This is a genomic window from Rhodanobacter sp. OR92 (assembly GCF_000427545.1).
GTDB lineage: Bacteria > Pseudomonadota > Gammaproteobacteria > Xanthomonadales > Rhodanobacteraceae > Rhodanobacter > Rhodanobacter denitrificans.
The window spans coordinates 1-24,658 of the sequence record NZ_ATYF01000020.1 but is presented as its reverse complement, the minus strand read 5'-3'; the positions used below and the strand labels follow the sequence as shown (position 1 = coordinate 24,658).

Below are 24,658 nucleotides of genomic sequence, written 5' to 3'. Positions count from 1 at the left end.
CCGCAAATTGTAGGTGCTGCCGCGCAAGGCGCCATTGGACCTTGGAGCAGAAGCTCAGTCGGCGTCTTCGGCCAGATAGGTGTACGCGGTGAGCCCGCCGTCGAGCGCGTCGTACAACTGCGCGGCCTCGGCGCCACCGAGGCCGGCGGCGGCGATGCGCTCGCGATAACTGGCGCGCAGCGCCTCCAGGTCGTAGCCGACGTAGTCGAGCATCAGGTCGGTGGTGTCGCCGCGGCGCACGTGGGCGAAGGTGTAGCCGTCGCCATCCACGCGCACGTTGACCGCGTCGGTGTCGCCGAACAGGTTGTGGATGTCGCCCAGGGTCTCCTGGTAGGCGCCGACCATGAAGATGCCGAGGCGGTAGCTTTCGCCCGCCCTCAGCGCGTGCAGCGGCAGGCTGACGTCGACGCCCTCGGCGTCGACGTAGTGGTCGATGCGGCCGTCCGAATCGCAGGTGAGGTCGACGATGACGCCGCGGCGCGTGGGCTGTTCACCGAGCCGCGCGATCGGCGCGATCGGGAAGATCTGGCCGATCGCCCACACGTCGGGGATCGACTCGAACACCGAGAAGTTGACGAAGTACTTGTCGACCAGCTTCTCGTCCAGTTCGTCCAGCGCCTGCCGGTGCGAGCGCTCGGCCGGCAGCAGGCGCGCGCGCACGGCGTTGGCGATCGCGTAGTACATCTCGTCCAGCCGCGCGCGGTCGGCCAGCGCCAGCTGGCCCAGCGCGTACAGCGCCTGGCCTTCGCTCAGGTGATGCTGCGCCTCGTGGAACAGCTCCAGCGCGGGGCGCCGGTCCAGTTCCTCCCAGGTCTCGCGCAGCCGGCGCAGCACCGCCGGCTCGTCCGCGCACGGCGGCGGGATCGCGCCGGCCGGCACTTCCTCGACCTCGGTCACGTTGACCACCATCACCGCGTGGTGCGCGGTCATCGCGCGGCCGGCCTCGGTGAGGATGTGCGGCGCGGCCAGGCCCTCGGCCTCGACCGCCTCGGCCAGCGACTGCACGATGGTGGCGGCGTACTGTTCGATCGAGTAGTTGATCGAGTTGTGGCTGCGCGAGCGCGAGCCCTCGTAGTCCACGCCGAGGCCGCCGCCGACGTCGACGATCTCCAGCGGCACGCCCATCCGGGAGAGCTCGACGAAGTAGCGGGTGGCCTCGCGCATGCCGTTGGCGATGTCGCGCACGTTGGAGATCTGCGAACCCATGTGGAAGTGCTGCAGCTTCAGCGTGTGCTTGAGGCCGGCCGCGTCGAGTCGCTCGATCAGGGTCAGCACCTGTTGCGGCGACAGCCCGAACTTGCCCTTGTCGCCGCCGGTGTTCTGCCACTTTCCAGCACCGATCGAGGCCAGCCGCACGCGCACGCCGAGCAGCGGCTCCACGCCCAGCGCCTTCGCCTCGGCGAACACGTGGTCCAGCTCGGACAGCTTCTCGATCACGATGTGCACGCGCAGGCCGAGCTTCTTGCCGATCAGCGCCAGGCGGATGTACTCGCGATCCTTGTAGCCGTTGCAGATCACGATGGAACCGGGCCGCGCCATCGCCAGCACCGCCATCAGCTCGGGCTTGGAACCGGCTTCCAGGCCGAAGCCGCAGGTGCCGGCGGCGACCAGTTCGCCGGCCACGCCGCGCTGCTGGTTGACCTTGATCGGGTAGATCGCGGTGTAGCCGCCGGCGTAGCGCCACTCGTCGATCGCCTTGGCGAACGCGCCCTGCAGCCGCGCCAGGCGGTCGGCCAGGATGTCGGGGAAACGCACCAGCAGCGGCAGCCGCAGGCCGTCGGCACGGGCACGTTCGACGATCGCCGGCAGCGACAGGCTGGGGCCGCGGGCGCCGCGCGGGCGCATCACGATGTCGCCGGCGTCGTCCACGTCGACGTAGCCGTCGCTCCAGTGGGGTACGGCGTAGGTGTGACGGGCAGCGTCGGTGTTCCAAGGGTTCGCCATGCAGAGATCTCCTCGATGGAAAAGGATGATGTCGTCGCAGCGGCGAGCCTTGACGTCTTGCCCGATGACAGCAGCACGAGCCCGAACGACCGGAAGCCTCGCACGCCGCGGGGCCGATCGGGCTGGTCGGCCGCCGGCGAAGGGTCCCGGCAGGCCAACCGTCATTGTAATGGGCCGCTGTGACGATATGCGCAAGACGTGGCCGGTCCCGCCGGGACGTTCACGGCGGTTGTCGCTACAATGGACAGTCTTGCTTTTTCCCTCCGGCACGTCAGGAACGTCCACCATGTCGCAGCAACCCACCTCGAATGAAACCAGCTGGTTCACCGAAGCCCACCAGGCCTCCGGTTCCTCCATCGGTTTCCGCACCGAGCAACTGCTGCATGCGGAGAAGACCCCGTTCCAGACCATCGAGATCCACCAGACCACCGACTGGGGCAAGCTGATGGTGATCGACGGCTGCGTGATGCTGACCAGCCGCGACAACTTCCTCTACCACGAGATGATGACCCACCCGGCGCTGTTCACCCATGCGCGCGCCAAGCGCGTGGTGATCATCGGCGGCGGCGACTGCGGCACGCTGCGCGAGGTGCTCAAGCACGAGGAAGTCGAACACGCGGTGCAGGTGGAGATCGACGAGCGCGTGACCCGCCTGGCCGAGCAGTACTTCCCGGAGCTGTGCGAGGCGAACGGCGACCCGCGCGCCGAACTGCTGTTCATCGACGGCATCAAGTACATGGCCGAGGCCGAGCCCGACTCGCTGGACCTGATTATCGTCGACTCGACCGACCCGGTCGGCCCGGCCGAGGGCCTGTTCAACGCCGCGTTCTATGCCAGCTGCTACAAGGCGCTGCGCCACGGCGGCCTGCTGGTGCAGCAGAGCGAATCGCCGCTGGCCCACCTGGAACTGATCAAGTCGATGCGCTCGGCGATGCGCACCTCGGGCTTCAGCGCGGTGAAGACGCTGCCGTTCCCGCAGCCGTGCTACCCGACCGGCTGGTGGAGCTGCACCATGGCGCGCAAGGGCGGCGACCTGAGCGGCTTCCGCGAGCGCGGCGCCAGCGCCAAGAACTTCCCGACCCGCTACTACAACGCCGAGATCCACAAGGCCGCGCTGGCGCAGCCGGAGTTCATGCGCGAGGCGCTGGGGGACTGAGGCGGGAACGGCCGACGGGATTCGGCAAAGCCAGCGGCTGCGACACCGCCGCTCTTTCGAACCCGAATCCCCCATCCCGTCGCTCAAAACATCTTCGAGCGCACCTTCGGCAGCAGCACCAGCAGCAGCGTGGCAAGCGGGCCGGCCAGCAGCGACAGAAGGAACCACAGCAGGCCGCTGCGGTTCTTGCCTTGCGCCAGGGCGGCATTGATCAGGGCCAGCGTGCCCCAGCCGACAAACCAGGGTGCGCCGCCGGCGAACGTCGACAGATGATCCACTACGCGTCTCCCGAACGATGATCGTGGGGGCGCGGCCCTGCGCCGGGGACACCCATCCTAGCAAGCCACGCCGTGACGGCACCGCTTCGCCGCCTTCCCGATCAGCCGCGCTTAATCCGCAAACGGTATGCTGCGCGCTTTGGATTGCGGAGCCCGGCCCATGATGCGTGGATGGCATTGCCTCGCCCTGGCCTGCGCGTTGTCGCTGGCGGTCGCGCCGGCGGTCGCTGGCAAGTCCCCCGCGGGCAACAGCCGCAGCACGCCGGGTCGGGCCGCGCAAGCCCGCGACAAGGCCCAGCTCGCGTTCCAGCGTGACCTGGTCAGCGTGCTGGCCCCCGGTGGTGACCCGCTGCGACTGCTCGGCGCGGCCCTGCTGGCGCGACCGCTGTTCAACCAGCCGCCGGAGAACAGCTTCCACCGCCTGATCGAGCGGGCCGCGCAGGTCGACGGTGCCGGCGCAGCGGTCGACTGGATGCGCCTGGCCGATTGCGATGCCGCCGCCGGCACCTGCCCGAACGGCGAGGCGCTGCAGCGCCTGCTGGTGCGGGCACCGGACAACGCTGCGGTGTGGCTGCTCAAGCTCGGCGCCGACGCGCGCGGCATGAAACAGGACGCCGCCCGCGACGACCTGGGCCAAGCCGCCGCGGCAAAGCGCTACGACGATTACGCCGGCGCCAGCCTGCAGGCCCTGGCCAACGCGGCCGGCGCGCTGCCGCCGCCGCCGGACACGCTGGACCCGGCCCACGCCGGCGGTGCCGTCGGCATGCAGACCGTGCTGGTGTTCGGCCTGGCCGGCACCCAGCCGCAGCCGAGCCTGCAACTGGTCGCCAAGCTGTGCGAGAACGCCGGCGAGGACGCCTCGATCAAGACCGACTGCCTGGCCCTGGGCAAGACTCTGGAATGGGGCTCCAGCCCGCTGGCCCGCTCGCTCGGCCTGCACCTGCGCGAAGTGTTGGCCGACGATCCGGCGCAGCGGCAGGAAGCGAAGGACGCCCGTCGCAACCTGGTCTGGCAGGTGCAGAGCTTCGCCCGCCTGCTGGCCCGGGCACAGGACGACGCAGCGCTGGCCCAGCGCCTGCTCACGCTGGCGCGCCACGGCGGCACCGAGATGAGCCTGCAGCTGGCCGCCCTGCGCGACAACGGCCTCCCGGTCGAGGCACCCGCCGACTGGCAGCCGGGAACAGCGAATCGGGAATAGGGAATCGCAAGAGCGGGCCCTGCCGCTCGATCCGGCGCATCCCGTTGGCCATTCCCGATTCCCGGCTATTCCCCATTGGCGCCCCGCCCGCTAGGCTTGGGCCACCTTCCGTGGCAGGGGTGATCCGATGCTTACGACGCTGGTGGCGAGCAGCAAGGGTGGTTGCGGCAAGAGCACGCTGGTGACGCAACTGGCATCGCACTGGGCCCAGGCCGGGCAGCACACCGCGATCATCGACGCCGACCGGCAGCACTCCAGCTTCCACTGGGCCGAGCTCAGACCCGACAACGTCCCCGGCGTGCTCGCCTTCGACAGCGGCCGGCGCAACCTGCAACGCGTGCCGGCGGACACCCAGCAGTTGCTGATCGACACCCCCGCCGGCTCCGGCGAGCGCGAGCTGGAACCCTACCTCGAGGTGGCCGACGTGCTGCTGGTACCGGTGCTGCCGTCCTCGTTCGACCTCGACGCCACGCTGCGCTTCCTCGGCGAGTTGCAGGCGATCAGGCGCATCCGCAGCGGCAAGCTGCCGGTGGCGCTGGTGGCCAACCGGCTCAAGCCGTGGACCCACGCCAGCCAGGATGCGATCACCCAACTGGCCGGGCAATCGCCGTTCCCGATCGCCGCGCAACTGCGCGACAGCCAGGCCTACGTGCTGCTCGCCGGCCTCGGCAAGGGCATCTTCGACTACCAGTCCGAACAGGTCCGCAGCCACCAGCAGGACTGGAAGGCCCTGCTGCGCTGGATCAAGCGTCAGCACTGAAGCGCGCCCTTCCCGATGTTCACCGCGCGCCTTGCGCCACCACCCCCGGAGTCTTCCATGCACGAACTGATCCTGTTGCGACACGCCGAAGCGGTGCCGATGGAAACCACCGGCGACGACCCGCAGCGTCCGCTCAGCGTGCGCGGTGAGCGGGAAGCGCAGGCCGCCGGGCTGTGGCTGGCCGCGCACGGCCTGCGCCCCGACCGGGTGCTGTGCTCGCCGAGCCGACGCACCGACGAGACCACCCGCCTGGCGCTGGCCGCGATCGACAACGCGCCGGTGCCGCAGCAGGCCGACGAGATCTACGACGCCTCGCCCGGCGAACTGCTGGCCCTGCTCGACCAGCACGCCGATGCCGGCACCGTGCTGCTGGTCGGCCACAACCCCGGCATGGAGCGGCTGGTGGCGCTGCTGGTCGAGGGCCGCTCCGACGAATTCCGCGGCATGCCGCCCGGTGCGCTGGCGGTGCTGCACCTGGACGGCGCGCTGGAACCGGGCAACGCCCGGCTGGACGCGTTCTGGTCGCCCTGACCCGCGCGGCGACCGTGCGTTGCCGCGGCCCGGCGGCGGCCGCCGCTTCCTCACGACCACGGCACGCGCCAACCGTATGATTTGCCCATGTCCGTCTTGCGCCGATTCGCCCTACCGCTGCTGCTTGCGCTGCTGTCGCTGCAGGGCTGCACCGTATCGCGCGCGCAGATCCGCCGTGCCGACGCCATCGTCGCCGCCAGCGCCGACCGCAGCAGCAGCTGTGCGCAGGCCGACCATTGTGCGCTGCCGTCGCCGCTGCTGGCCGCCGCCACCGAGGCGCTCGCCGCCTCCACCCCGGAGCGGCCGGTGCACGTGGTCACCCTGCTCGACGACTCCGTGCCGGCGATGGCCGCGCGGATCAACCTGGTGCGCGCGGCGCGGCACTCGATCGACGTGCAGACCTACATCTGGGACCAGGACGATGCCGGCCAGCTGATGCTGGACGAGCTGGTGCAGGCGGCGCGGCGCGGCGTGCGCGTGCGCATCCTGGCCGACCAGCTGTTCTCCTTCGGCGACCTCGACCTGCTCGACCGGCTGACGCGGGTCAGCCCGAACCTCGAAGTGCGGCTGTACAACCCGACCTTCCACAAGGCACGCACGCAGCCGCTGGAATTCGCCGCCGGCGTGCTGTGCTGCTTCATGCAGTTCAACCAGCGCATGCACAACAAGCTGCTGCTGGTGGACGACCGCATCGGCATCACCGGCGGGCGCAACTACCAGAACCGCTACTTCAACTGGGACGACAGCTTCAACTACGTCGACCGCGACGCGATGGTCGGCGGCCCCGCCGCGCTGCAGATGGCGGCCAGCTTCGAGCGGTTCTGGAACCACCCGCGCGCGCTGCCGCTGACCCATCTGCGCGACGTCAACCGGCGCATCCTGTCCGACCACACGCCGCCAACCTGGCCGGCCCCGCACTACCGCCGTCCGGCGCGCGTGGCGCGCGTGCAGCAGGCCGCCGAGGACCCGGCCTGGCTGCAGACCTGGCTGGTCGACGCCTCGCGGCGGGTGGGTCGGGTGGAGTACTTCAGCGACCTGCCGGCGAAGACCGACAAGCCGGACAAGCGCCGCGCGCTCGATTTCACCCACCACATCATGCGCATGATCGGCGAGGCGAAACGCGAGGTACTGCTGCAGACGCCGTACCTGGTGATGAGCAAGCGCGCGCAGCACATCTTCCGCACGCTGCACCGGCGCGCCGACCCGCCGCTAGTGATCGTCTCCACCAATTCGCTGGCCTCGACCGACGCGTTCGCGGTGTACGCGATGTCGTACAAACATCGCAAGCGCTACCTGAAGAAGTTCGGCTTCGAGATCCACGAGCTGAAGCCGCACGCGCCCAGCGCCGCGGTGGACAACGAACTGGCCAACCTCGACCTGGACACGACCGCGCTGCCGCCGCCGGAAGCCGCCGGCCCGGCCCACGTTCCCGCGGCGCGCTTCCGCCTGCTCGGCAGCCGCGGCAGCAGCAATCGCCCGGCACCGCTGCACAGCACCGGCCTGCGCTTCGGCCTGCATGCGAAGTCGATCGTGGTCGACGACGTCTTCGCGATGGTCGGCTCGCACAATTTCGATCCGCGCTCGGACCACTACAACACCGAGTCGGGCGTGATCGTCTACGACCACGACTTCGCCGACCAGCTGCGCCACAGCATCCTGCGCAGCACGCAGCCGGAAAACGCGTGGGTGATCGCGCCGCGGCGGTCGAAGGTACCGGTGCTGACCGACATCAACCGGGTGATCGGCACGGTCTCCGAGCAGTTGCCGCTGTTCGACCTGTGGCCGTTCCGCTACGCCACCAGCTTCGACCTCAAGCCCGGCTGCCAGCCGCTGCGCGCCACCGACCCGAACTTCTACGCCTGCTACGAACCGGTCGGCGACTTCCCCGACGTGGCGCTCTCGCCGAAGCTGATCATCACGCGGATGGTTACCGCGTTCGGGGTGGGCGCCAAGGGCATCCTGTGAGCGCCATTCACCACCGTGAGCGCTGCTCCACGAGAACCACTTTCGCCACCTGTTGCCTCGTGTGAAGCTCTTGCTTCTGATGTTCTTCGCCCTGAATGCAGCAAGCACGACAGCATCGCGCTCAAAGTGGGCTCCTGCAGGTTGCAGAAAGCGCACGCCTTTTGCGCAGGCTTGATAAAACGCGAAGCACCAACGCGCCCGGACAAAACCCTACGGCAACTGCGCGACGCGATCGCCCCGCGAGGTGAAGCGCATCGGCAGCTCGCCGCTGAGGCCGTCGGAGTGGTCCGGCGGTACCGCGAAGCGCCAGCCGCGCACGCTGCGCAGGGCGTGCTGGTCGAGCACCGGGTCGCCGCTGGATTCGCTCAGGCTGGCGGTGGTGACCCGGCCGTTGCCGTCGATGTCGACGTGCAGCAGCACGCGGCCGTCGAGATGGCCGCGCAACTCGTCCCACGATTGCGAGGTGTCGGCGGGGGTGGCCAGCGGCACCAGCTCCGGCGCGGGTGCAGCGATGGCGGCCTGTGCTTCGTCAGCGACCACCGCCGACGGCAGCATGCGCCTTGCCGGCGCGACGCGCGGCGAGCGGCGCGGGCGGTGCGGCGACGGGCGGGCGCGCAGCGCGGTCGGCGTGTCGACCTGCGCGGTGTAGCGCGTCGGTGGGCCGGACCAGACGCTGGTCTGCGCGCTGAGCCAGCCGGTGCCGGCGACGCCGACGGCCAGTGCGAGCAGGCTGAGGGAGGCGGTGGTGCGCAGGCGGAACATGGCGGCCTTTATGCACCCGCCCGGACGAATCGAGGCTGAAGCGGCCGCCCGGTCACCGCTCGAGGATCGCGGTGACGCCCATGCCGCCGGCGGTGCAGATCGAGATCAGCCCGCGGCCGGCGCCCTTCTGCTCCAGCAGCTTCGCCAGCGTGGCGATGATGCGCGCGCCGGTGGCGGCAAACGGGTGGCCGACGGCAAGGCTGGAGCCGTGCACGTTGAGCTTCGCCGGATCGATCGCGCCGAGCGGCGCGTCGAGGCCGAGCCGGTTCCTGCAGTAGTCGGCCGACTCCCACGCGCGCAGCGTGCACAGCACCTGTGCCGCGAACGCCTCGTGGATCTCGTAGTAGTCGAAGTCCTGCAGGCGCAGGCCGTGGCGCGCCAGCATGCGCGGCACCGCGATGGTCGGCGCCATCAGCAGGCCTTCGCCGTGCACGAAATCCACCGCGGCGACTTCGGCATCGCGCAGCCAGGCCTGGATTTTCAGCCCGCGCTGCGCGGCCCACGCCTCGCTGCCCAGCAGCACCGCGGCGGCGCCGTCGGACAGGCCGGTGGAATTGCCGGCGGTGAGCGTGCCGTGGCCGGAGCTCTTGTCGAACGCCGGCTTCAGCGAAGCCAGCTTGTCCATGGTCGAGTCCGGGCGCAGGAAACCGTCGCGCTTCAGGCCGCGGAACGGCACCAGCAGGCCCTCGAAGAAACCCGCGTCGTAGGCGGCGGCCAGCTTGCGGTGGCTGTCCAGCGCCAGCTGGTCCTGCGCCTCGCGGCTGACCTGCCACTCCTTCGCCATCTGCTCGCAGTGGTCGCCCATCGACTTGCCGGTGCGCGGCTCGGCCACGCCGGGGAACGAGGGCTTCAGCTCGCCGAGCGAGAAGCCGCGCAGCGCCGTCTTCAGCTTGTCCAGCGGCGTCTTCGCGCGGTTCATCGCCAGCAGGCGCTTGCGCAGGCGGGTGCCGTAGACGATCGGCACGTCGGAGGTGGTGTCCGAACCGCCGGCGATGCCGGCCTCGATCTGCCCGGCGGCGATCTTGTTGGCGATGATGATGGCGTTGTCCAGCGAGGTGCCGCAGGCGCGCGCGGTGGTGATGCCCGGCGTGGTCGGCGCCAGCCCGGAACTGAGCAGCGCCTCGCGCGCCAGGTTCCAGTCGGACGCGTGCTTGATCACCGCGCCCATCGCCACTTCGCCCAGTTCCACCCCGTGCAGGCCGAAGCGCTCGACCAGCGCGCCGAGCACCTTCACCGACATGCCGAAGTTGCCGACGTCGGCGTAGGCCGTGTTGTTGCGGCAGAACGGGATGCGCACACCGCCGATCACCCCGACGCGCTTCTGCGTGTTTTCCATGCTCGGAACAGTCCACCACTCAAGTCGGTCAAGGCTAACCCGCCATGCCGCGCGGCGAAAGCCCAAAACGCTGAATGGTAGAATCCCGTCTCCTCCCGTCTTCCGGACCCTCGCTCGTGGAAACGCAAACGCTGTTCGCCCTGCCGGTGGTGCTGGCCCTGGAACCGGTCGCGGGCGAGCCGCCGGCGCGGCTTACGTTCACCCGCGACGAGGCTGCCGCGCTGGCGGCGCTGATCGCCGCCGACCTGCACGCGCTGGTGCCGCAGGTCGACGCCGCGCGGCTGGCGCTGGCCGGCGCGCTGTTCGACCAGGTCGAGTTGCTGCGACCGGGCTTCCCGGTCTGGGCCGCGCTGGACGAGCTGGCGCGACGCGTGCCGCGCAGCCAGCTGGAGAACGTGGTGGCGTTCGGCAGCCATCAAGGGCAGATGCCGGCGCAACCGCTGGAACCCTCACCGACCTATGCTGAAGGCCCGATGCGGCTGCTGCCGATGAGTCTGCTGGCGCCGGCGGGGCAGGCCGAGGAGCTGTCCGAGCAGCTGGAGATCCAGCTGGTCGGGCGCGGTGAGGCCGGCGCGCTGACCGCCGACTGGCTGATGCGCACGCTCGGCATCCGGCTGGAGCACGTGCGCTACCTCAGCCGCAACGACCTGCTGGCGCTGACTTGCGTGCAGTACGAGCACGTCAACCTGGCGCCGCTGTGGGCGCTGCTGGAGACGGCACTGCTGACCCCGTACCGCGAGGAGGCGACGATGAGCGCGCGCGGGCTGGCCGTGCGCTACGCCGACGGCAAGGTGCTGGCGCAGTCGCCGTCGCAGTGGCTGGCCGTGCAGACCGGCGATGCCGGGCAGCGCGCGCACGATTTTGCCGGCATCGTGTTCGAGCTGCGCCAGTACGCCGCACTGCTCGACGCGCACCAGCTGCCGCTGCAGCTGCAGCCCGACGCGGCACAGCCGGCGGCGGCCGCCGACGGCTACCTGCTGGAAACCTTGGCCGCGGTCGAACCCGGCTACGATCCGCCGACGCTGTTCGCGCACGAGGCCCCCGGCCTCGGCGTGGTGGCGATCACCGTGGCCCAGCGCGGCGACGGCGGCCATGCGCGCGCGCTGGCGCACGGCTACCCGCTGCAGCCGCAGGCGCTGGGCTCGCTGCTGGCGCGACTGACCGACCAGTACGGCATCGTCGCCGAACTGCACGCATCGGGCCGGATCGTGCTGGACGCCGCCGGCCGGCTCGGCGCCCCGGCCGCCGCCCTGCATTGATCGTCGCCGGGTGGTTCGCCCGGCCCGCTGGGCAGCGGCGAAAACTCGGCGCATGATGAAGCGGCGCCGACAGGGGGCGCCATGCTGACGGAATGACCATGCGGCCGCACAAGCCTGCCGAGGTATCGCCTTCGCTTCCGGATGCATCCGACTGGCCGGCACGGGTGGCGCACGGCACGCCTGCGCTGCTCGCCTACCTCGACCTCGAGCAGCGCTTCCGCTTCGTCAACGACACCCATCGCCGCTGGCTCGGCCTCGACCCGCAGCAGCTGCTCGGCCAGCGCCTGGTCGACGTGGTCGGCCGGCGCAACCACGCGCTGGCCGAGGCGGCGCTGGCGCGCGCCTACGCCGGGCAGATGGCCAGCTACGAGGGCGAGCTGCACGACGGCCACCGGCCGCGCTACGCGCACGGCAACTTCCAGCCCGACTTCGACGCCGACGGCCGCGTCCGCGGCATCTTCACCGCGCTGGTCGACATCACCGAGCGGCGCACGCTGGAGCTCAAGCTGCACGAGAGCGAGCAGCGCTTCTTCGCCGCGTTCCAGCACGCCGCGATCGGCATGGCGCTGACCCGCCCGGACGGCCGGTTCGTGCGCGTCAATGCGGCGGTCTGCCAGATGCTCGGCTACCGCGAGGAGGAGCTGCTGCAGCTGGACATCGCCGCGGTCACCCATCCGGACGACCTGGCGGCCGACGCGGAACTGATGGCGCAGCTGCTGGCCGGCCAGCGCGAGTCCTATCAGCTGGAGAAGCGCAACTTCCACAAGGACGGTCGCGTGGTGCACATCCAGCTCAGCGTGTCGCTGGTGCGCGACGAGCAGGGCGCGCCGCTGTACTTCGTCTCGCAGGTGCAGAACATCAGCCAGCGCAAGGCGTTCGAGGATGCGCTGCACCGCGAGCGCGAGCTGGCCGAGGTGACCCTGCGCTCGATCGGCGACGCGGTGATCACCACCGACCCGCAGCTGCGCATCACCTCGCTCAACCCGATTGCCGAGGCGATGACGGGCTGGACCGGCATCGAGGCGGCGGGCCGGCCGATCGAGGAGATCTTCCAGCTGTTCGACGCACGCAGCGGCGACGCCGTGGCCAATCCGCTGCGCGCGGCGATCGGCCACAACAGCATCGTCGACCTGGCCGGCCGCACCCTGCTGCGCCACCGCCACGGCTTCGACACGCCGGTGGAGGATTCCTCCGCGCCGATCCACGACCACGCCGGCAACGTGATCGGCGGCGTGCTGGTGTTCCACGACGTCAGCGAGACCCGCGCGCTGGCGCTGAAGATGATCCACCTGACCCAGCACGACACGCTGACCGGCCTGCCCAACCGCAGCCAGCTGCACGAGCACATCGGCCAGGCGATCGCCACCGCGAACCGGCGCCAGCAGCGCGCCGCGCTGCTCTACGTCGACATCGACAACTTCAAGCAGGTCAACCAACTGCACGGCCACGCCGCCGGCGACCGGGTGCTGCGCGCGTTCGCCGCCCAGCTGCAGCACTGCCTGTCCGGCGACGACCTGCTGAGCCGCTACGGCGGCGACGAGTTCGTGGCGGTGCTGCCGCACCTGGAAAGCGCGGGCGAGGCGGCCAGCCTGTGCCAGCGGCTGATCAACCACGGCGAGCAGACCCGCGTCGACGGCCTGCCCGAACTCGGCCTGCGGCTCAGCATCGGCATCAGCGTGTACCCGGACGATGCGGTCGAGCCGGACGGCCTGCTGCAGCATGCGGAGACCGCGCTGGTCGCGGTGAAGGCGCAGGGCCTGCACGGCTACCGCTTCTTCACCGCGTCGATGAACGAACGCGCGCAGGCGCGGCGGCGGATCGAGGCCGCGCTGCGCCAGGCGCAGCCGCGGCACGAACTGGAGCTGCACTACCAGCCCAAGGTGGACGCGCACAGCGGCCGCATCGTCGGCGCCGAGGCGCTGCTGCGCTGGCAGGCGGACGGGCACGAGGCGTACGCGCCGGACCAGTTCATCCCGGTCGCCGAGGACACCGGGCTGATCCTGCCGATCGGCGCCTGGGCGCTGCGCCGCGCCTGCCGGCAGGCGCGGCGGTGGCAGGACCTCGGCCACGCCATTCCGGTCTCGGTGAACGTGTCGCCGCTGCAGTTCCAGCATGCCGAGTTCTACAACTGGCTGGACGAGGTGCTGGAGGAGAGCGGCCTCGCGACCGGCCTGCTCGAACTGGAACTGACCGAGCGCATGGTGATGTCCGGCGGCGACGCCACCACCGGGCTGCTGCAGCGGATCAAGCGACGCGGCGTGCGGCTGTCGCTGGACGACTTCGGCACCGGCTACTGCAGTCTGTCCTACCTGAAGCATTTCCCGATCGACGCACTGAAGATCGACCGCGTGTTCGTACGCGACATCACCAGCGACCGCGACACCGCCACCATCACCAGCGCGATCATCGCGATGGCGCGCAGCCTCAACAAGGACGTGATCGCCGAAGGCGTGGAAACGTACGAGCAGGGCGCCTTCCTGCGCCACGCCGGCTGCTCGCAGCTGCAGGGTTTCCTGTACGGCGCCGCGATGCCGGCGGCGGCATTCGAGCAGCGGCTGGCCGAACCTACCTGAGCGTCCGCTCCTGCGCGGCCGGCGCCGCCGGCAGCGCCTCGTACATGAAGTAGTGGCAACGCTGCATGCCAAGCCCTTCGTAGGTCGCCTGCGCGCGCCGGTTTTCGGTTTCCACGTACAGGCGCAGGCCGACCGCGCCGGCCGCCGCGGCGCGTTGCGCCACATCGGCGTACAACGCGCGGAACGCACCGGCGCGGCGCGCGGCGGGCACCACATAGACGCTCTGGATCCACCAGAAATCGCCGCCGCGCCAGTCGCTCCATTCGTAGGTGACCAGCAGGCAGCCGACCGCCGCGCCGTCATGCTCGGCCACCAGGTAGAAGCCGCGCCGCGGCTGCTCGAACACGCCGCGCACGCCGCGCTCCAGCGTCGCCGGATCGAGCCGCTTGTGCTCGGTTTCCCAAGCCATCGCCGCATTCCAGGCGGCCAGGTCGGAAACGTCGGCGAGAGTGGCGGCGCGGATCTGCAATGGCACGGCGTGGCTCCGGTAGCGGCGGGCGCCCATCGTAGCGCGCGCCATCTTCACATGCCGCCGCGTAAGGTCGGGCCGAGCCGGCGGTCGCAGCCCTCGCACGGGTTCCCGTCGGCGCTCCGCCCGCATGGACGCCTCGTGGCCGATCCCGCGAGGCCCAAGGAAATCGTCTTGAACATTGGCAACCTGCTCGACCTGCTCAAGCTGCGCCGCCTGCAAGCGTTCCGCCGGCGGCGCGCAGCGGCGCGCACCCGGCCGGAGCAGGAGCCGGCGCTGCGCGCGGAACTGTTCAGCGCCGAACAGATGGAACGCCACGGCCGCGCACTGGCCGGGCTGCATCGGCTCAGCGCCCGCACCAGCATGGATTCGCTGCTGGCGCGGCTGGACGACAACGAGGCGGTGCTGACCCACACCTGCGAACGGCTGACCGACGCCACCCGCAAGCGGCGGCGGATCACCCCGGCCGCCGAGTGGCTGCTGGACAACTTCTACCTGGTCGAGGAGCAGGTGCGGATCGCCCGCCGGCACCTGCCGAAGGGCTACAGCCGCGAATTGCCGCGGCTGGCCAGCGGGCCGTCGGCCGGGCTGCCGCGGGTGTACGACATCGCGCTGGAGATCATCTCGCACGGCGACGGCCGGGTCGACACGCACATCCTGCAGCACTTCGTCGACGCCTACCAGGAAGTGAGCCCGCTGAAGCTGGGCGAACTGTGGGCGATCCCGATCATGCTGCGACTGGCGCTGATCGAGAACCTGCGCCGGGTCGCCGCGCGGGTGATGGCCGACTGGCGCGACCGCGGCAAGGCCGCGCGCTGGGCCGACGCGATGACCGCCATCGCCGGGCGCGAGCCGAACTCGGTGGTGCTGGTGGTGGCCGACATGGCGCGCTCGGACCCGCCGATGAACGGCCCGTTCGTGGCCGAGATGGCGCGCCGGCTGCAGGGCCAGAGCCCGGCGCTGGCGCTGCCGCTGAGCTGGATCGAACAGCGCCTGGCCGCGTCGGGGCAGAACATCGAGCGCCTGGTGCAGCTCGAGGCGCAGCAGCAGGCCGCCAACCAGGTCTCGATCAGCAACAGCATCGGCAGCCTGCGCACGCTGTCGGCGATCGACTGGCGCGACTTCGTCGAGCGCTGCAGCCTGGTCGAGCAATGCCTGCGCGAGGACCCGGCCGGCGTCTACGCGGCGATGGATTTCGCCACCCGCGACCGCTACCGCCACGTGGTCGAGGCGATGGCGCGGCGGCACCGGCTGACCGAGCTGCAGGTGGCGGAGGCGGCGATCGCGCTGAGCCAGGCCGCGGCCCCCACCGACAGCAGCGTGCCGCTGCCGCAGCACGTCGGCTACTACCTGATCGACCGCGGCCGGCTGCAGCTGGAACGGCAGCTGGGCATCCGCCCGCCGCTGCGCGAAACGCTGCGCCGCGGCTTCGACCGCGCGCCGCTGCCGATCTACCTGGGCCTGCTGGCGCTAGTCACGTTCGCCTTCGCGCAGCCGCTGGTCACCGCCGCCGCGCACGATCGCTGGCCGAGCTGGGCGCTGGTCGCGCTGGCGGTTCCCGCCGCGATCCTGGCCAGCCAGCTGGGACTGAGCCTGCTCAACTGGATCGCCACGCTGTCGATCGCGCCGCGGCAGCTGCCGCGCATGGATTACTCGCACGGCATTCCGGCCGCCGCGCGCACGCTGGTGGCGATCCCCAGCCTGATCGCCAGCGCGCGGGACGTCGACGAACTGGCCGAAGCGCTGGAGGTGCGCTTTCTCGGCAATCGCGACGAGCACCTGCATTTCGCCCTGCTCACCGACTTCACCGACGCGGACCACGAGAGCCTGCCCGGCGACGAGGCACTGTTGCGGCGGGCACAGCGGCGCATCGAGGCACTCAACGACCGCTACGCCAGCGCCAAGGCCGACCGCTTCTTCCTGTTCCATCGACCGCGCCGCTGGAATCCGGGCGAGCAGTGCTGGATGGGCCACGAGCGCAAGCGCGGCAAGCTGGCCGACCTCAACGCGCTGCTGCGCGGCAACGCGCACGATCGCTTCATGCGGGTGGTGGGCGACGTCGCCGCGCTCGGACCGGTGCAGTACGTGATCACCCTGGACACCGACACCGAGCTGCCGCGCGACGCGGCGCAGGCCTTCGTCGGCACCATCGACCACCCGCTCAACCGCGCCGTGTACGACCCCGAACGGCGCCGCGTGGTCAGCGGCTACGCGATCCTGCAGCCGCGCGTGGGGATCAGCCTGCCCAGCACCGCGCGCTCGCGCTACGCCCAGCTATACGGCAGCGACGCCGGCATCGACCCGTACACGCGGATGGTCTCGGACGTCTACCAGGACGTGTTCGGCGAAGGCTCGTTCGTCGGCAAGGGCATCTACGCGATCGACCCGTTCGAGCGCACGCTGGACGGGCGCTTCCCGGACAACCGCATCCTCAGCCACGACCTGGTCGAAGGCTGCCACGCGCGCTCGGGCCTGCTCAGCGACGTGCAGCTGTTCGAGACTTACCCGGCCCGCTACGGCGCCGACGTGAAGCGCCGCCACCGCTGGATCCGCGGCGACTGGCAGCTGCTGCCGTGGCTGCTGCCGTGGGCGCCGACCGCGCACGCCGGCTGGCGCCGCAACGCGCTGACCGCGCTGTCGCGCTGGAAGATCCTCGACAACCTGCGCCGCAGCCTGGTGCCGCCGGCGCTGCTGGCGCTGCTGGTGAGCGGCTGGCTGCTGATGTCGCCGGTGCTCTCGTGGACCGTGGCGGTGCTGTCGATGGTGCTGCTGCCGCCGCTGCTGGCGGCGCTGTTGGAACTGGTGCAGAAGCCGCGCGAGGTACAGCTCGACCAGCACCTGCGCGCCGCCTTCCGCGCCAGCCTGCAGCACTTCGCGCGGATGGCGCTGGGGCTGGCATGGCTGCCGCACGAGGCGCTGTACCACCTCGACGCGATCGTGTGCACGCTGTGGCGGGTGACCGTCAGCCAGCGCCACCTGCTGCAGTGGCAGCCCTCCGGCGAGGTCGAACGGCACGGCGGCCATGCGCCGGCCGTGCTGTGGCGGCTGATGTGGATCGGCCCGGTGCTGGCGCTGGCGCTGGGCGTGGCGCTGGCGCTCGAACGCCCGCTGGCGCTGTGGCTGGCGACGCCGCTGCTGCTGCTGTGGCTGGGCTCGCCTGCCCTCGCGTGGTGGATCAGCCAGCCGCGCACGCCGGTCGCGTTCGCGCCGAACGCGGCGCAGCAGCGCTTCCTGCGCACGCTGGCGCGGCAGACCTGGGCGTTCTTCGACGTCCACGTCGGCGCCACCGGGCACTGGCTGCCGCCGGACAACCTGCAGGAGCGGCCCGACCCGACAGTCGCCCACCGCACCTCGCCGACCAACATCGGCCTGGCGCTGCTGGCGAACCTGGCCGCGCACGACTTCGGCTTCCTCGGTACCGGCCGCCTGCTCGAACGCACCCGGCTGACCCTGGCCACCATGCAGGGGCTGCCGCGCCACCGCGGCCACTTCTACAACTGGTACGACACGCAGAGCCTGCAGCCGCTGGCGCCGCTGTACGTCTCGGCGGTGGACAGCGGCAACCTTGCCGGCCACCTGCTGACCCTGCGCCCCGGGCTGGAGGAACTGGCCGACCAGCCGGTGTTCCGCCCCGACCTGCTGCACGGCCTGCACGACACGCTGGCGCTGCTGCGCGACACCCTGGATCCCGACCTCGCGCACGCGCTAGACCCGCTCGACCGGCATCTGCAGGAGGGCGCGGCCGCGCCGCCGGCAAGCACCGGCGCAGCCAGCGCGCTGCTGCGCCAGCTGCGCGGCCACGCGCAGGCGCTGCTGCCGCGACTGGACGCCGAACCCGGCAGCGAGGCGCAGTTCTGGCTCGACGCGCTGCTCGCGCAGTGCGACGAGCTGTGCGACGAGGCCGCCGCGTTCGGCCTCGACCCGCCGGCGGACGACGAGACCAGCTTCGAGGGCATCCCCACGCTGCGCCAGCTGGCGCGGATCGAACCGCTGGCCTGGCCCGCCGTGGCCGACGCCGAAGGCGTGCGCGAACGCGCGCGCGCGCGCCTCGCCGCGATCGAGCAGCTGGCGCAGCAGGCCGGCGAGCTGGCGCTGGTGGACTACCGCTTCCTGTACGACGGCGCGCGCGACCTGCTGGCGATCGGCTACAACGTCGACCAGCGCCGGCTCGACGCCGGCTACTACGACCTGCTGGCGTCGGAGGCGCGGCTGGCCAGCTTCGTCGGCATCGCGCAGGGCCAGCTGCCGCAGGACAACTGGTTCGCACTGGGCCGCCTGCTCACCACCGTCGGCGGCGAGCCGGTACTGCTGTCGTGGACCGGCTCGATGTTCGAGTACCTGATGCCGATGCTGGTGATGCCGAGTTACGAAGGCACCTTGCTCGACCAGACCTGCCGCGCCGCGGTGGCGCGGCAGGTCGAATACGGCAACCAGCTCGGCGTGCCATGGGGCGTGTCCGAATCCGGCTACAACATGCTGGACGCGCACTTCACCTACCAGTACCGCGCATTCGGCGTGCCCGGGCTGGGCCTGAAGCGCGGGCTGGGCGACGACGTGGTGGTGGCGCCGTATGCCAGCGCACTGGCGCTAATGGTGGTGCCGGCCGCGGCCACCAAGAACCTGCAGCGGCTGGCCGAGGCCGGCGCACGCGGCCGCTACGGCCTGTACGAGGCGATCGACTACACCCCGGCGCGACTGCCGCTGGGCCAGGACTCGGCGCTGGTGCGGCAGTTCATGGCGCACCACCAGGGCATGAGCCTGCTGGCACTGGGCCATGCGCTGCTGGATCGGCCGATGCAGCGGCGCTTCGAATCCGACCCGCAGTTCCAGGCCACCAGCCTGCTGTTGCAGGAACGCGTGCCGAAGACCGCGGCGGAATACCTGCACGCCTCCGGCTTCCCCGAATCGGACGGCGCATCGCGACCGGCCGAGGCGCGGCTGCGCGTGTTCGCCGATCCCGACCGCCCGCGCCCGGCCGTGCAGTTGCTCTCCAACGGCCATTACCACGTGATGCTGAGCAGCGCCGGCGGCGGCTACAGCCGGTGTGGCGAACTGGCGCTGACGCGCTGGCACGAGGACATCACCTGCGACGCCTGGGGCATGTTCTGCTACCTGCGCGACGTGGCCAGCGGCGAGTACTGGTCCACCGCCTACCAGCCCACGCGGAGGAAGACCGAACAGTTCGAGGCGATCTTCTCCGACGCACGCGCCGAATTCCGCGTGCGCGAACGCGAGTTCGACGCGCACACCGAGATCGTGGTGTCGCCGGAAGACGACATCGAGCTGCGCCGCACGCGCATCACCAACCGCAGCCGCACGCGGCGCACGATCGAGCTGACCAGCTACGCCGAGGTGGTGCTGGCGCCGCCGGCCGCCGACGCGGCGCACCCGGCCTTCAGCAAGCTGTTCGTGCAGACCGAGCTGGTGCCCTCGCTGCAGGCGATCGTGTGCACGCGGCGGCCGCGCTCGGCCGGCGAGCAGGTGCCGTGGCTGTTCCACCTGCTGGCGGTACACGACGCCGACATCGACGCGATCTCCTACGAGACCGACCGCGCCCGCTTCATCGGCCGCGGCCGCAGCACGGCCGAGCCGCAGGCGCTCGACCGCGAGCAGGCGAGGCTGTCCGACAGCGCCGGCCCGGTGCTCGACCCGATCGTGGCGATCCGCTGCCGCCTCACGCTGGAGCCGGAGCAATCGGCCACCATCGACTTCGTCACCGGCTACGCCGCGCAACGCGACGGCTGCCTGCAGCTGATCGGCAAGTACCGCGACCGCCACCTCGCCGACCGCGTGTTCGACCTGGCCTGGACGCACAGCCAGGTGCTGCTGCGCCAGCTCAACGCCAGCCTCGCCGACGCGCAGCTGTACGAACACATGGCCACCGGCATCCTGTACCCGAACGCCGGCCTGCGCGCCGAGCCGGCGGTGCTGCGCGGCAACCGGCGCGGGCAGAGCGGGCTGTGGGGGCAGTCGGTGTCCGGCGACCTGCCGATCGTGCTGCTGCAGATCGCCAGCCCGGCACGGATCGAGCTGGTGCGCCAGCTGGTGCAGGCGCACGCGTACTGGCGGCAGAAGGGACTGGCGGTGGACCTGGTGATCTGGAACGAGGACCGCGTCGGCTACCGGCAGGAACTGCACGACCTGATCATGGGCCTGATCGCCTCCGGCAGCGAGGCCAGCCTGCTCGACCGTCCCGGCGGCATCTTCGTGCGCCCGGGGCAGCAACTGTCCGGCGAGGACCGATTGGTGATGCTGGCCAGCGCGCGGATCATCCTGGGCGACGGCCGCGGCAGCCTGGCCGAGCAGATCGGCCGGCGCCAGGTGGAGACCCACGCGCCGCGCTTCGAGCCGAGCCGGCCCCGGCGCATCGCCAGCGCCACGCTCGCCGGCGGCGCCGGCGCGGCGCCGGCGCTGCAGCTGGCCAACCCGCACGGCGGCTTCAGCCACGACGGCCGCGAGTACGTGATCACCCTGGCCGCCGGCGACAGCACGCCGGCGCCGTGGGCGAACGTGCTGGCCAACCCGCGCTTCGGCACGGTGATCTCCGAGAGCGGCAGCGCCTACAGCTGGGGCGAGAACGCACACGAATTCCGGCTCAGCCCGTGGCACGACGACCCGGTCGGCGACGGCAGCGGCGAGGCGCTGTACCTGCGCGACGAGGACACCGGACAGCTGTGGTCGCCCACGCCACTGCCGTGCCGCGGCAGCGGCAGCTACGTCACCCGCCACGGCTTCGGCTACAGCGTGTTCGAGCACCACGAGGACGGCATCCACTCCGAGCTGTGGGTCTACGTGGCGCTGGACGCGTCGGTGAAGTTCTCGGTGCTGAAGCTGCGCAACGACTCCGGCCAGCCGCGTCGGCTCAGCGTCACCGGCTACGTCGAATGGCTGCTCGGCGACCTGCGCGCGAAGACCGCGATGCACGTGGTCACCGAGTCGGACCCGGCCAGCGGCGCGCTGTTCGCGCGCAACGCCTACAACAGCGAGTTCCCGAACCGCGTAGCGTTCTTCGACGTGGACGACCCCGCGCGCGGCATCGGCGGCGACCGCAGCGAATTCCTCGGCCGCAACGGCAGCCTGCGCGCGCCGGCCGGGCTGGGCCGCGCACACCTGTCCGGCCGGCTCGGTGCCGGGTTGGACCCGTGTGCGGCGCTGCAGTCGATGGTGAGCCTGGGCGACGGCGAGCAGCGCCAGCTGATCTTCCGCCTCGGCCTGGGTCGCGACGCCGCCGAGGCCAGTGCGCTGGTGCAGCGCTTCCGCGGCAGCGGCAGCGCCGCCGACGCACTGGACCAGGTGCGCGCACACTGGGCGCGCGTACTCGGCGCGGTGCAGGTGCACACGCCGGAGCCCGCGCTCGACGTGCTCGCCAACGGCTGGCTGCTGTACCAGACCATCGCCTGCCGGCTGTGGGCGCGCAGCGGCTACTACCAGAGCGGCGGCGCGTTCGGCTTCCGCGACCAGCTGCAGGACTCGATGGCGACCGTGCACGCCGCGCCGGAACTGTCGCGCGCGCAGCTGCTGTTGTGCGCCGCGCACCAGTTCGCCGAAGGCGACGTGCAGCACTGGTGGCACCCGCCGCGGGACCGCGGCGTGCGCACCACCTGTTCCGACGACTACCTGTGGCTGCCGCTGGCCATCGCGCGCTACGTGCTGGCCAGCGCCGACCGCGGCGTGCTGGACGAATGCGTCGGCTACATCGAGGGCCGTCCGCTGCACGAGGGCGAGGAGTCGCACTACGACCTGCCGCAGCCCTCGGCCCTGCGCGAGACGCTGTACCAGCATGGCGTGCGCGCCATCGAGCGCAGCCTTGCCCTGCGCGGCGCGCACGGCCTGCCGCTGATCGGCGGCGGCGACTGGAACGACGGCATGAACCGGGTCGGCGAACACGGCCGCGGCGAAAGCGTGTGGCTGGGCTTCTTCTCCTGCGAAGTGCTGCAGCGCTTCGCCGAGGTGGCCCGGCTGCACGACGACGAGCCGTTCGCGCAACACTGCGAAGGCGAAGTGGCCAGGTTGCGCACCGCGCTGGAACAGCACGGTTGGGATGGCGCCTGGTATCGCCGCGCCTACTTTGACGACGGCACGCCGCTCGGCTCCGCCAGCAACGACGAATGCCGCATCGACTCGATCGCGCAGAGCTGGTCGGTGCTGTCCGGCATCGGCGCGCCCGGGCGCCAGCGGCAGGCGATGGACTCGCTGGACGCCCGCCTGGTGCGCCGCGACGCCGGCCTGGTGCAGCTGCTGGCGCCGCCGTTCGACCAATCCGCGCTCGACCCCGGCTACATCAAGGGCTACCTGCCCGGCGTGCGCGAGAACGGCGGCCAGTACACGCATGCCGCGATCTGGGCCACGATGGCGTTCGCCGAACTCGGCGACAGCGCGCGCGCGTGGGAACTGCTGCGCATGATCAACCCGGTCAACCACGGCCTCGACGCGGCTTCCGTGGACGTCTACAAGGTCGAACCCTACGTGGTCAGCGCCGACGTCTACGCGGTGGCCCCGCACGTCGGCCGCGGCGGCTGGAGCTGGTACACCGGCTCCGCCGGCTGGATGTACCGGCTGATCGTGGAATCGCTGCTGGGCCTGCGCCTGGAAGCCGGCACGCTGCGCTTCGCGCCGGTGCTGCCGCCGGAGTGGGAGGGCTTCTCGGTCGACTACCGCCACCGCGACACGCTCTACCGCATCCGCCTGCACCAGAGCGACGCCGGCACGCCGAGCACGCTGTGGCTGGACGGCGAGATGCAGCCCGACGGCGGCATCCCGCTCGCCGAGGACGGCGCGGAGCACAGCGTGGAGCTGAACTGGCCGCGCCGCCCATGAAGCCGGCCGCGGCGGCGCATGCCTGCGCCCAGCGGTCCCATGGGCTCGGCACGCCGTGGCCGCCGCGGTTCAGAACGTGGGTGCAGATCTTGCCGCACACGGATGTGCCAATGCCGCGGGTGCATGGATGCGCAAGAGCGGCCGTGGTCGCCACGTCCTTGTAACCGGGCAGCTCATCGATCCAGCGGACTCAACACCCCGTGGCCACCGCGGTTCAAAACGTGCGTATAGATCTGCGTGGTTGCGACGTCCTTGTGGCCGAGCAGTTCCTGGATCGTGCGGATGTCCTGCCCGGCCTCCAGCAGGTGGGTGGCGAAGGAGTGGCGCAGGGTATGGCAGGTGGCCGGCTTGACGATGCCGGCCTTGAGCCGCGCGTTGCGTACGGCGCGCTGGAGGCCGGCCTCGTCCACGTGATGGCGCCGCCGCTCGCCATCGCGCGGATCGCGCGACAGCTGGTCCGACGGAAACACATACTGCCAGCCCAGCTCGCGCGGCGCCGACGGATACTTGCGCGCCAGCGCATGCGGCAGCCACACCGCGCCCAGGCCCGCCGCCAGATCCTGCTGGTGGACCAGGCGCACCCGCTCCAGCTGCGCCTGCAGTGCTTCACGCAGGCGCCGCGGCAACGGCACATGCCGATCCTTGCCACCCTTGCCGTCGCGCACGCAAATCTGGTTGAGCTCGAAATCCACGTCCTTCACGCGTAACCGCACGCATTCCATCAGCCGCATGCCCGAGCCGTACAACAGCGAGGCCATCAGGCCGAAGCGGCCATCCAGCATCGCCAGCAGCCGGTTCACCTCGTCCCGCGAGAGCACCACCGGCACCCGCTGCGGCCGCTTCGCCCGCACCACCGTCTCCATCCACGGCAACTCGACCGACAACACCTCCTTGTACAGAAACAACAGCGCCGACAGCGCCTGGTTCTGCGTGCCAGCCGCCACCTTGCCCTCGACGGCCAACGTACTCAGAAAGCCCTCGACCTCCGCCACCCCCATGTCGCGCGGATGCCGCTTGCCATGGGCCAGGATGAACCGCCGAATCCAGCCCACATACGCCCGCTCCGTCCGCAAGCTGTAATGCCTCAAGCGCAACCGCGCACGCACCTGATCCAGCAACCGCGGCGTTTTTGCCCCCGTTACACCCTCACTTTCGCCCGGGTAACTCATACACCCTCAAAAGTCGCTGATAACAACGGCAGCATGCCCGCCCACCACGCACAGGGCATCCGTGCAAGGCCATGATCCGATGTAGGAATCCGCTGCTTGTGCGGTCAGGAGCGGCGCCGCATACTCGGCGCAACACCCCACTTTTGGGGTCTACTTAGCGTTAGGCCTTTCAAGGAATATCCGTGAATTCCGAGCAAGCTAATTCCATGACATCTGCGCCTCAGTCCGTTTCCGCCCGTCGCTACGCAGCGGTCTACGGCCTCATCGGTCTAGTCCTCGGCGCGCTGGCAGGCTACTTTGTCTTCCCTAGCGTTTTTTCAGCTGCCGTCATTGGCTTGGGGCTCGGCTGGATTATCGGTCGCTTTCGCTGGTTCGTCGGGCGTAAGGCCTAACCAGTCATTCGAGGCGGACGGCTTCGCCGCCGCTCAATTCCAGCGTTAG

General features: G+C 70.8%; 15 protein-coding genes. 9 read left to right on the top strand and 6 right to left on the bottom strand.

Translation table 11 applies throughout. The features are described 5' to 3' along the window. Positions 1-54: 54 nt before the first annotated feature. Positions 55-1,944: an arginine decarboxylase gene (speA, locus tag RHOOR92_RS0111345; protein WP_027490268.1), complete on the bottom strand. Its 1,890-nt coding sequence runs from the start codon at positions 1,942-1,944 to the stop codon at positions 55-57. Between the two features lie 286 nt (positions 1,945-2,230). Here speA and speE point away from each other — a divergent pair, with 286 nt between their 5' ends. Beyond that, on the top strand, positions 2,231-3,100 hold the full coding sequence (speE, locus tag RHOOR92_RS0111340) for a polyamine aminopropyltransferase (RefSeq protein ID WP_007514412.1): 870 nt from the start codon (positions 2,231-2,233) through the stop codon (positions 3,098-3,100). A gap of 83 nt (positions 3,101-3,183) precedes the next feature. On the opposite strand, the gene RHOOR92_RS0111335 is transcribed toward speE, so the two are convergent. Further along, a complete protein-coding gene (locus RHOOR92_RS0111335; RefSeq protein ID WP_007514414.1) occupies positions 3,184-3,378 on the bottom strand; it encodes a hypothetical protein in 195 nt (64 codons plus the stop codon). Positions 3,379-3,538: 160 nt separating this feature from the next. Between RHOOR92_RS0111335 and RHOOR92_RS0111330 the strand changes: the two genes are divergently transcribed. The 4 genes from RHOOR92_RS0111330 (at position 3,539) to RHOOR92_RS0111315 (ending at position 7,832) form a co-directional block, all read left to right on the top strand. Further along, entirely contained in the window at positions 3,539-4,576 is a 1,038-nt protein-coding gene (locus RHOOR92_RS0111330; protein ID WP_007514416.1) for a hypothetical protein, read from the top strand. Positions 4,577-4,703: 127 nt separating this feature from the next. Then, positions 4,704-5,336: a ParA family protein gene (locus tag RHOOR92_RS0111325; protein WP_027485362.1), complete on the top strand. Its 633-nt coding sequence runs from the start codon at positions 4,704-4,706 to the stop codon at positions 5,334-5,336. Positions 5,337-5,393: 57 nt separating this feature from the next. After that, positions 5,394-5,867, top strand: coding sequence for a histidine phosphatase family protein (locus RHOOR92_RS0111320; RefSeq protein WP_007514420.1), 474 nt, complete (start codon positions 5,394-5,396; stop codon positions 5,865-5,867). 87 nt (positions 5,868-5,954) lie between these two features. Next, positions 5,955-7,832: a phospholipase D family protein gene (locus tag RHOOR92_RS0111315; RefSeq protein WP_027485363.1), complete on the top strand. Its 1,878-nt coding sequence runs from the start codon at positions 5,955-5,957 to the stop codon at positions 7,830-7,832. A gap of 210 nt (positions 7,833-8,042) precedes the next feature. Here the strand turns inward: RHOOR92_RS0111315 and RHOOR92_RS0111310 are convergent, their stop codons facing one another. Then, positions 8,043-8,594: an energy transducer TonB gene (locus tag RHOOR92_RS0111310; protein WP_027485364.1), complete on the bottom strand. Its 552-nt coding sequence runs from the start codon at positions 8,592-8,594 to the stop codon at positions 8,043-8,045. A gap of 52 nt (positions 8,595-8,646) precedes the next feature. Further along, on the bottom strand, positions 8,647-9,930 hold the full coding sequence (locus RHOOR92_RS0111305; RefSeq protein WP_027485365.1) for an acetyl-CoA C-acetyltransferase: 1,284 nt from the start codon (positions 9,928-9,930) through the stop codon (positions 8,647-8,649). Between the two features lie 116 nt (positions 9,931-10,046). Between RHOOR92_RS0111305 and RHOOR92_RS0111300 the strand changes: the two genes are divergently transcribed. Both RHOOR92_RS0111300 and RHOOR92_RS0111295 read left to right on the top strand, forming a co-directional pair. Next, a complete protein-coding gene (locus RHOOR92_RS0111300) occupies positions 10,047-11,189 on the top strand; it encodes a hypothetical protein (RefSeq protein ID WP_027485366.1) in 1,143 nt (380 codons plus the stop codon). 98 nt (positions 11,190-11,287) lie between these two features. Further along, the gene (locus tag RHOOR92_RS0111295; protein ID WP_015449148.1) at positions 11,288-13,762 is read left to right on the top strand and encodes a GGDEF and EAL domain-containing protein; all 2,475 of its coding nucleotides are present in this window, start codon (positions 11,288-11,290) and stop codon (positions 13,760-13,762) included. Here the strand turns inward: RHOOR92_RS0111295 and RHOOR92_RS18720 are convergent. Then, positions 13,755-14,237 (bottom strand): GNAT family N-acetyltransferase, encoded by a 483-nt coding sequence (locus tag RHOOR92_RS18720; protein WP_037115351.1) that lies wholly within the window; start codon positions 14,235-14,237, stop codon positions 13,755-13,757. The two genes, RHOOR92_RS0111295 and RHOOR92_RS18720, sit on opposite strands and share 8 nt — an antisense overlap. 168 nt (positions 14,238-14,405) lie before the next feature. Here RHOOR92_RS18720 and RHOOR92_RS0111285 point away from each other — a divergent pair, with 168 nt between their 5' ends. Continuing rightward, the gene (locus RHOOR92_RS0111285) at positions 14,406-23,048 is read left to right on the top strand and encodes a glucoamylase family protein (protein WP_027490267.1); all 8,643 of its coding nucleotides are present in this window, start codon (positions 14,406-14,408) and stop codon (positions 23,046-23,048) included. A 173-nt stretch (positions 23,049-23,221) separates the two neighbouring features. Here the strand turns inward: RHOOR92_RS0111285 and RHOOR92_RS0111280 are convergent, their stop codons facing one another. Then, a complete protein-coding gene (locus RHOOR92_RS0111280; RefSeq protein ID WP_051281188.1) occupies positions 23,222-24,217 on the bottom strand; it encodes an integron integrase in 996 nt (331 codons plus the stop codon). 182 nt (positions 24,218-24,399) lie between these two features. Between RHOOR92_RS0111280 and RHOOR92_RS18715 the strand changes: the two genes are divergently transcribed. Then, the gene (locus tag RHOOR92_RS18715; RefSeq protein ID WP_155950227.1) at positions 24,400-24,609 is read left to right on the top strand and encodes a hypothetical protein; all 210 of its coding nucleotides are present in this window, start codon (positions 24,400-24,402) and stop codon (positions 24,607-24,609) included. The last annotated feature ends 49 nt before the right edge of the window (positions 24,610-24,658 follow it).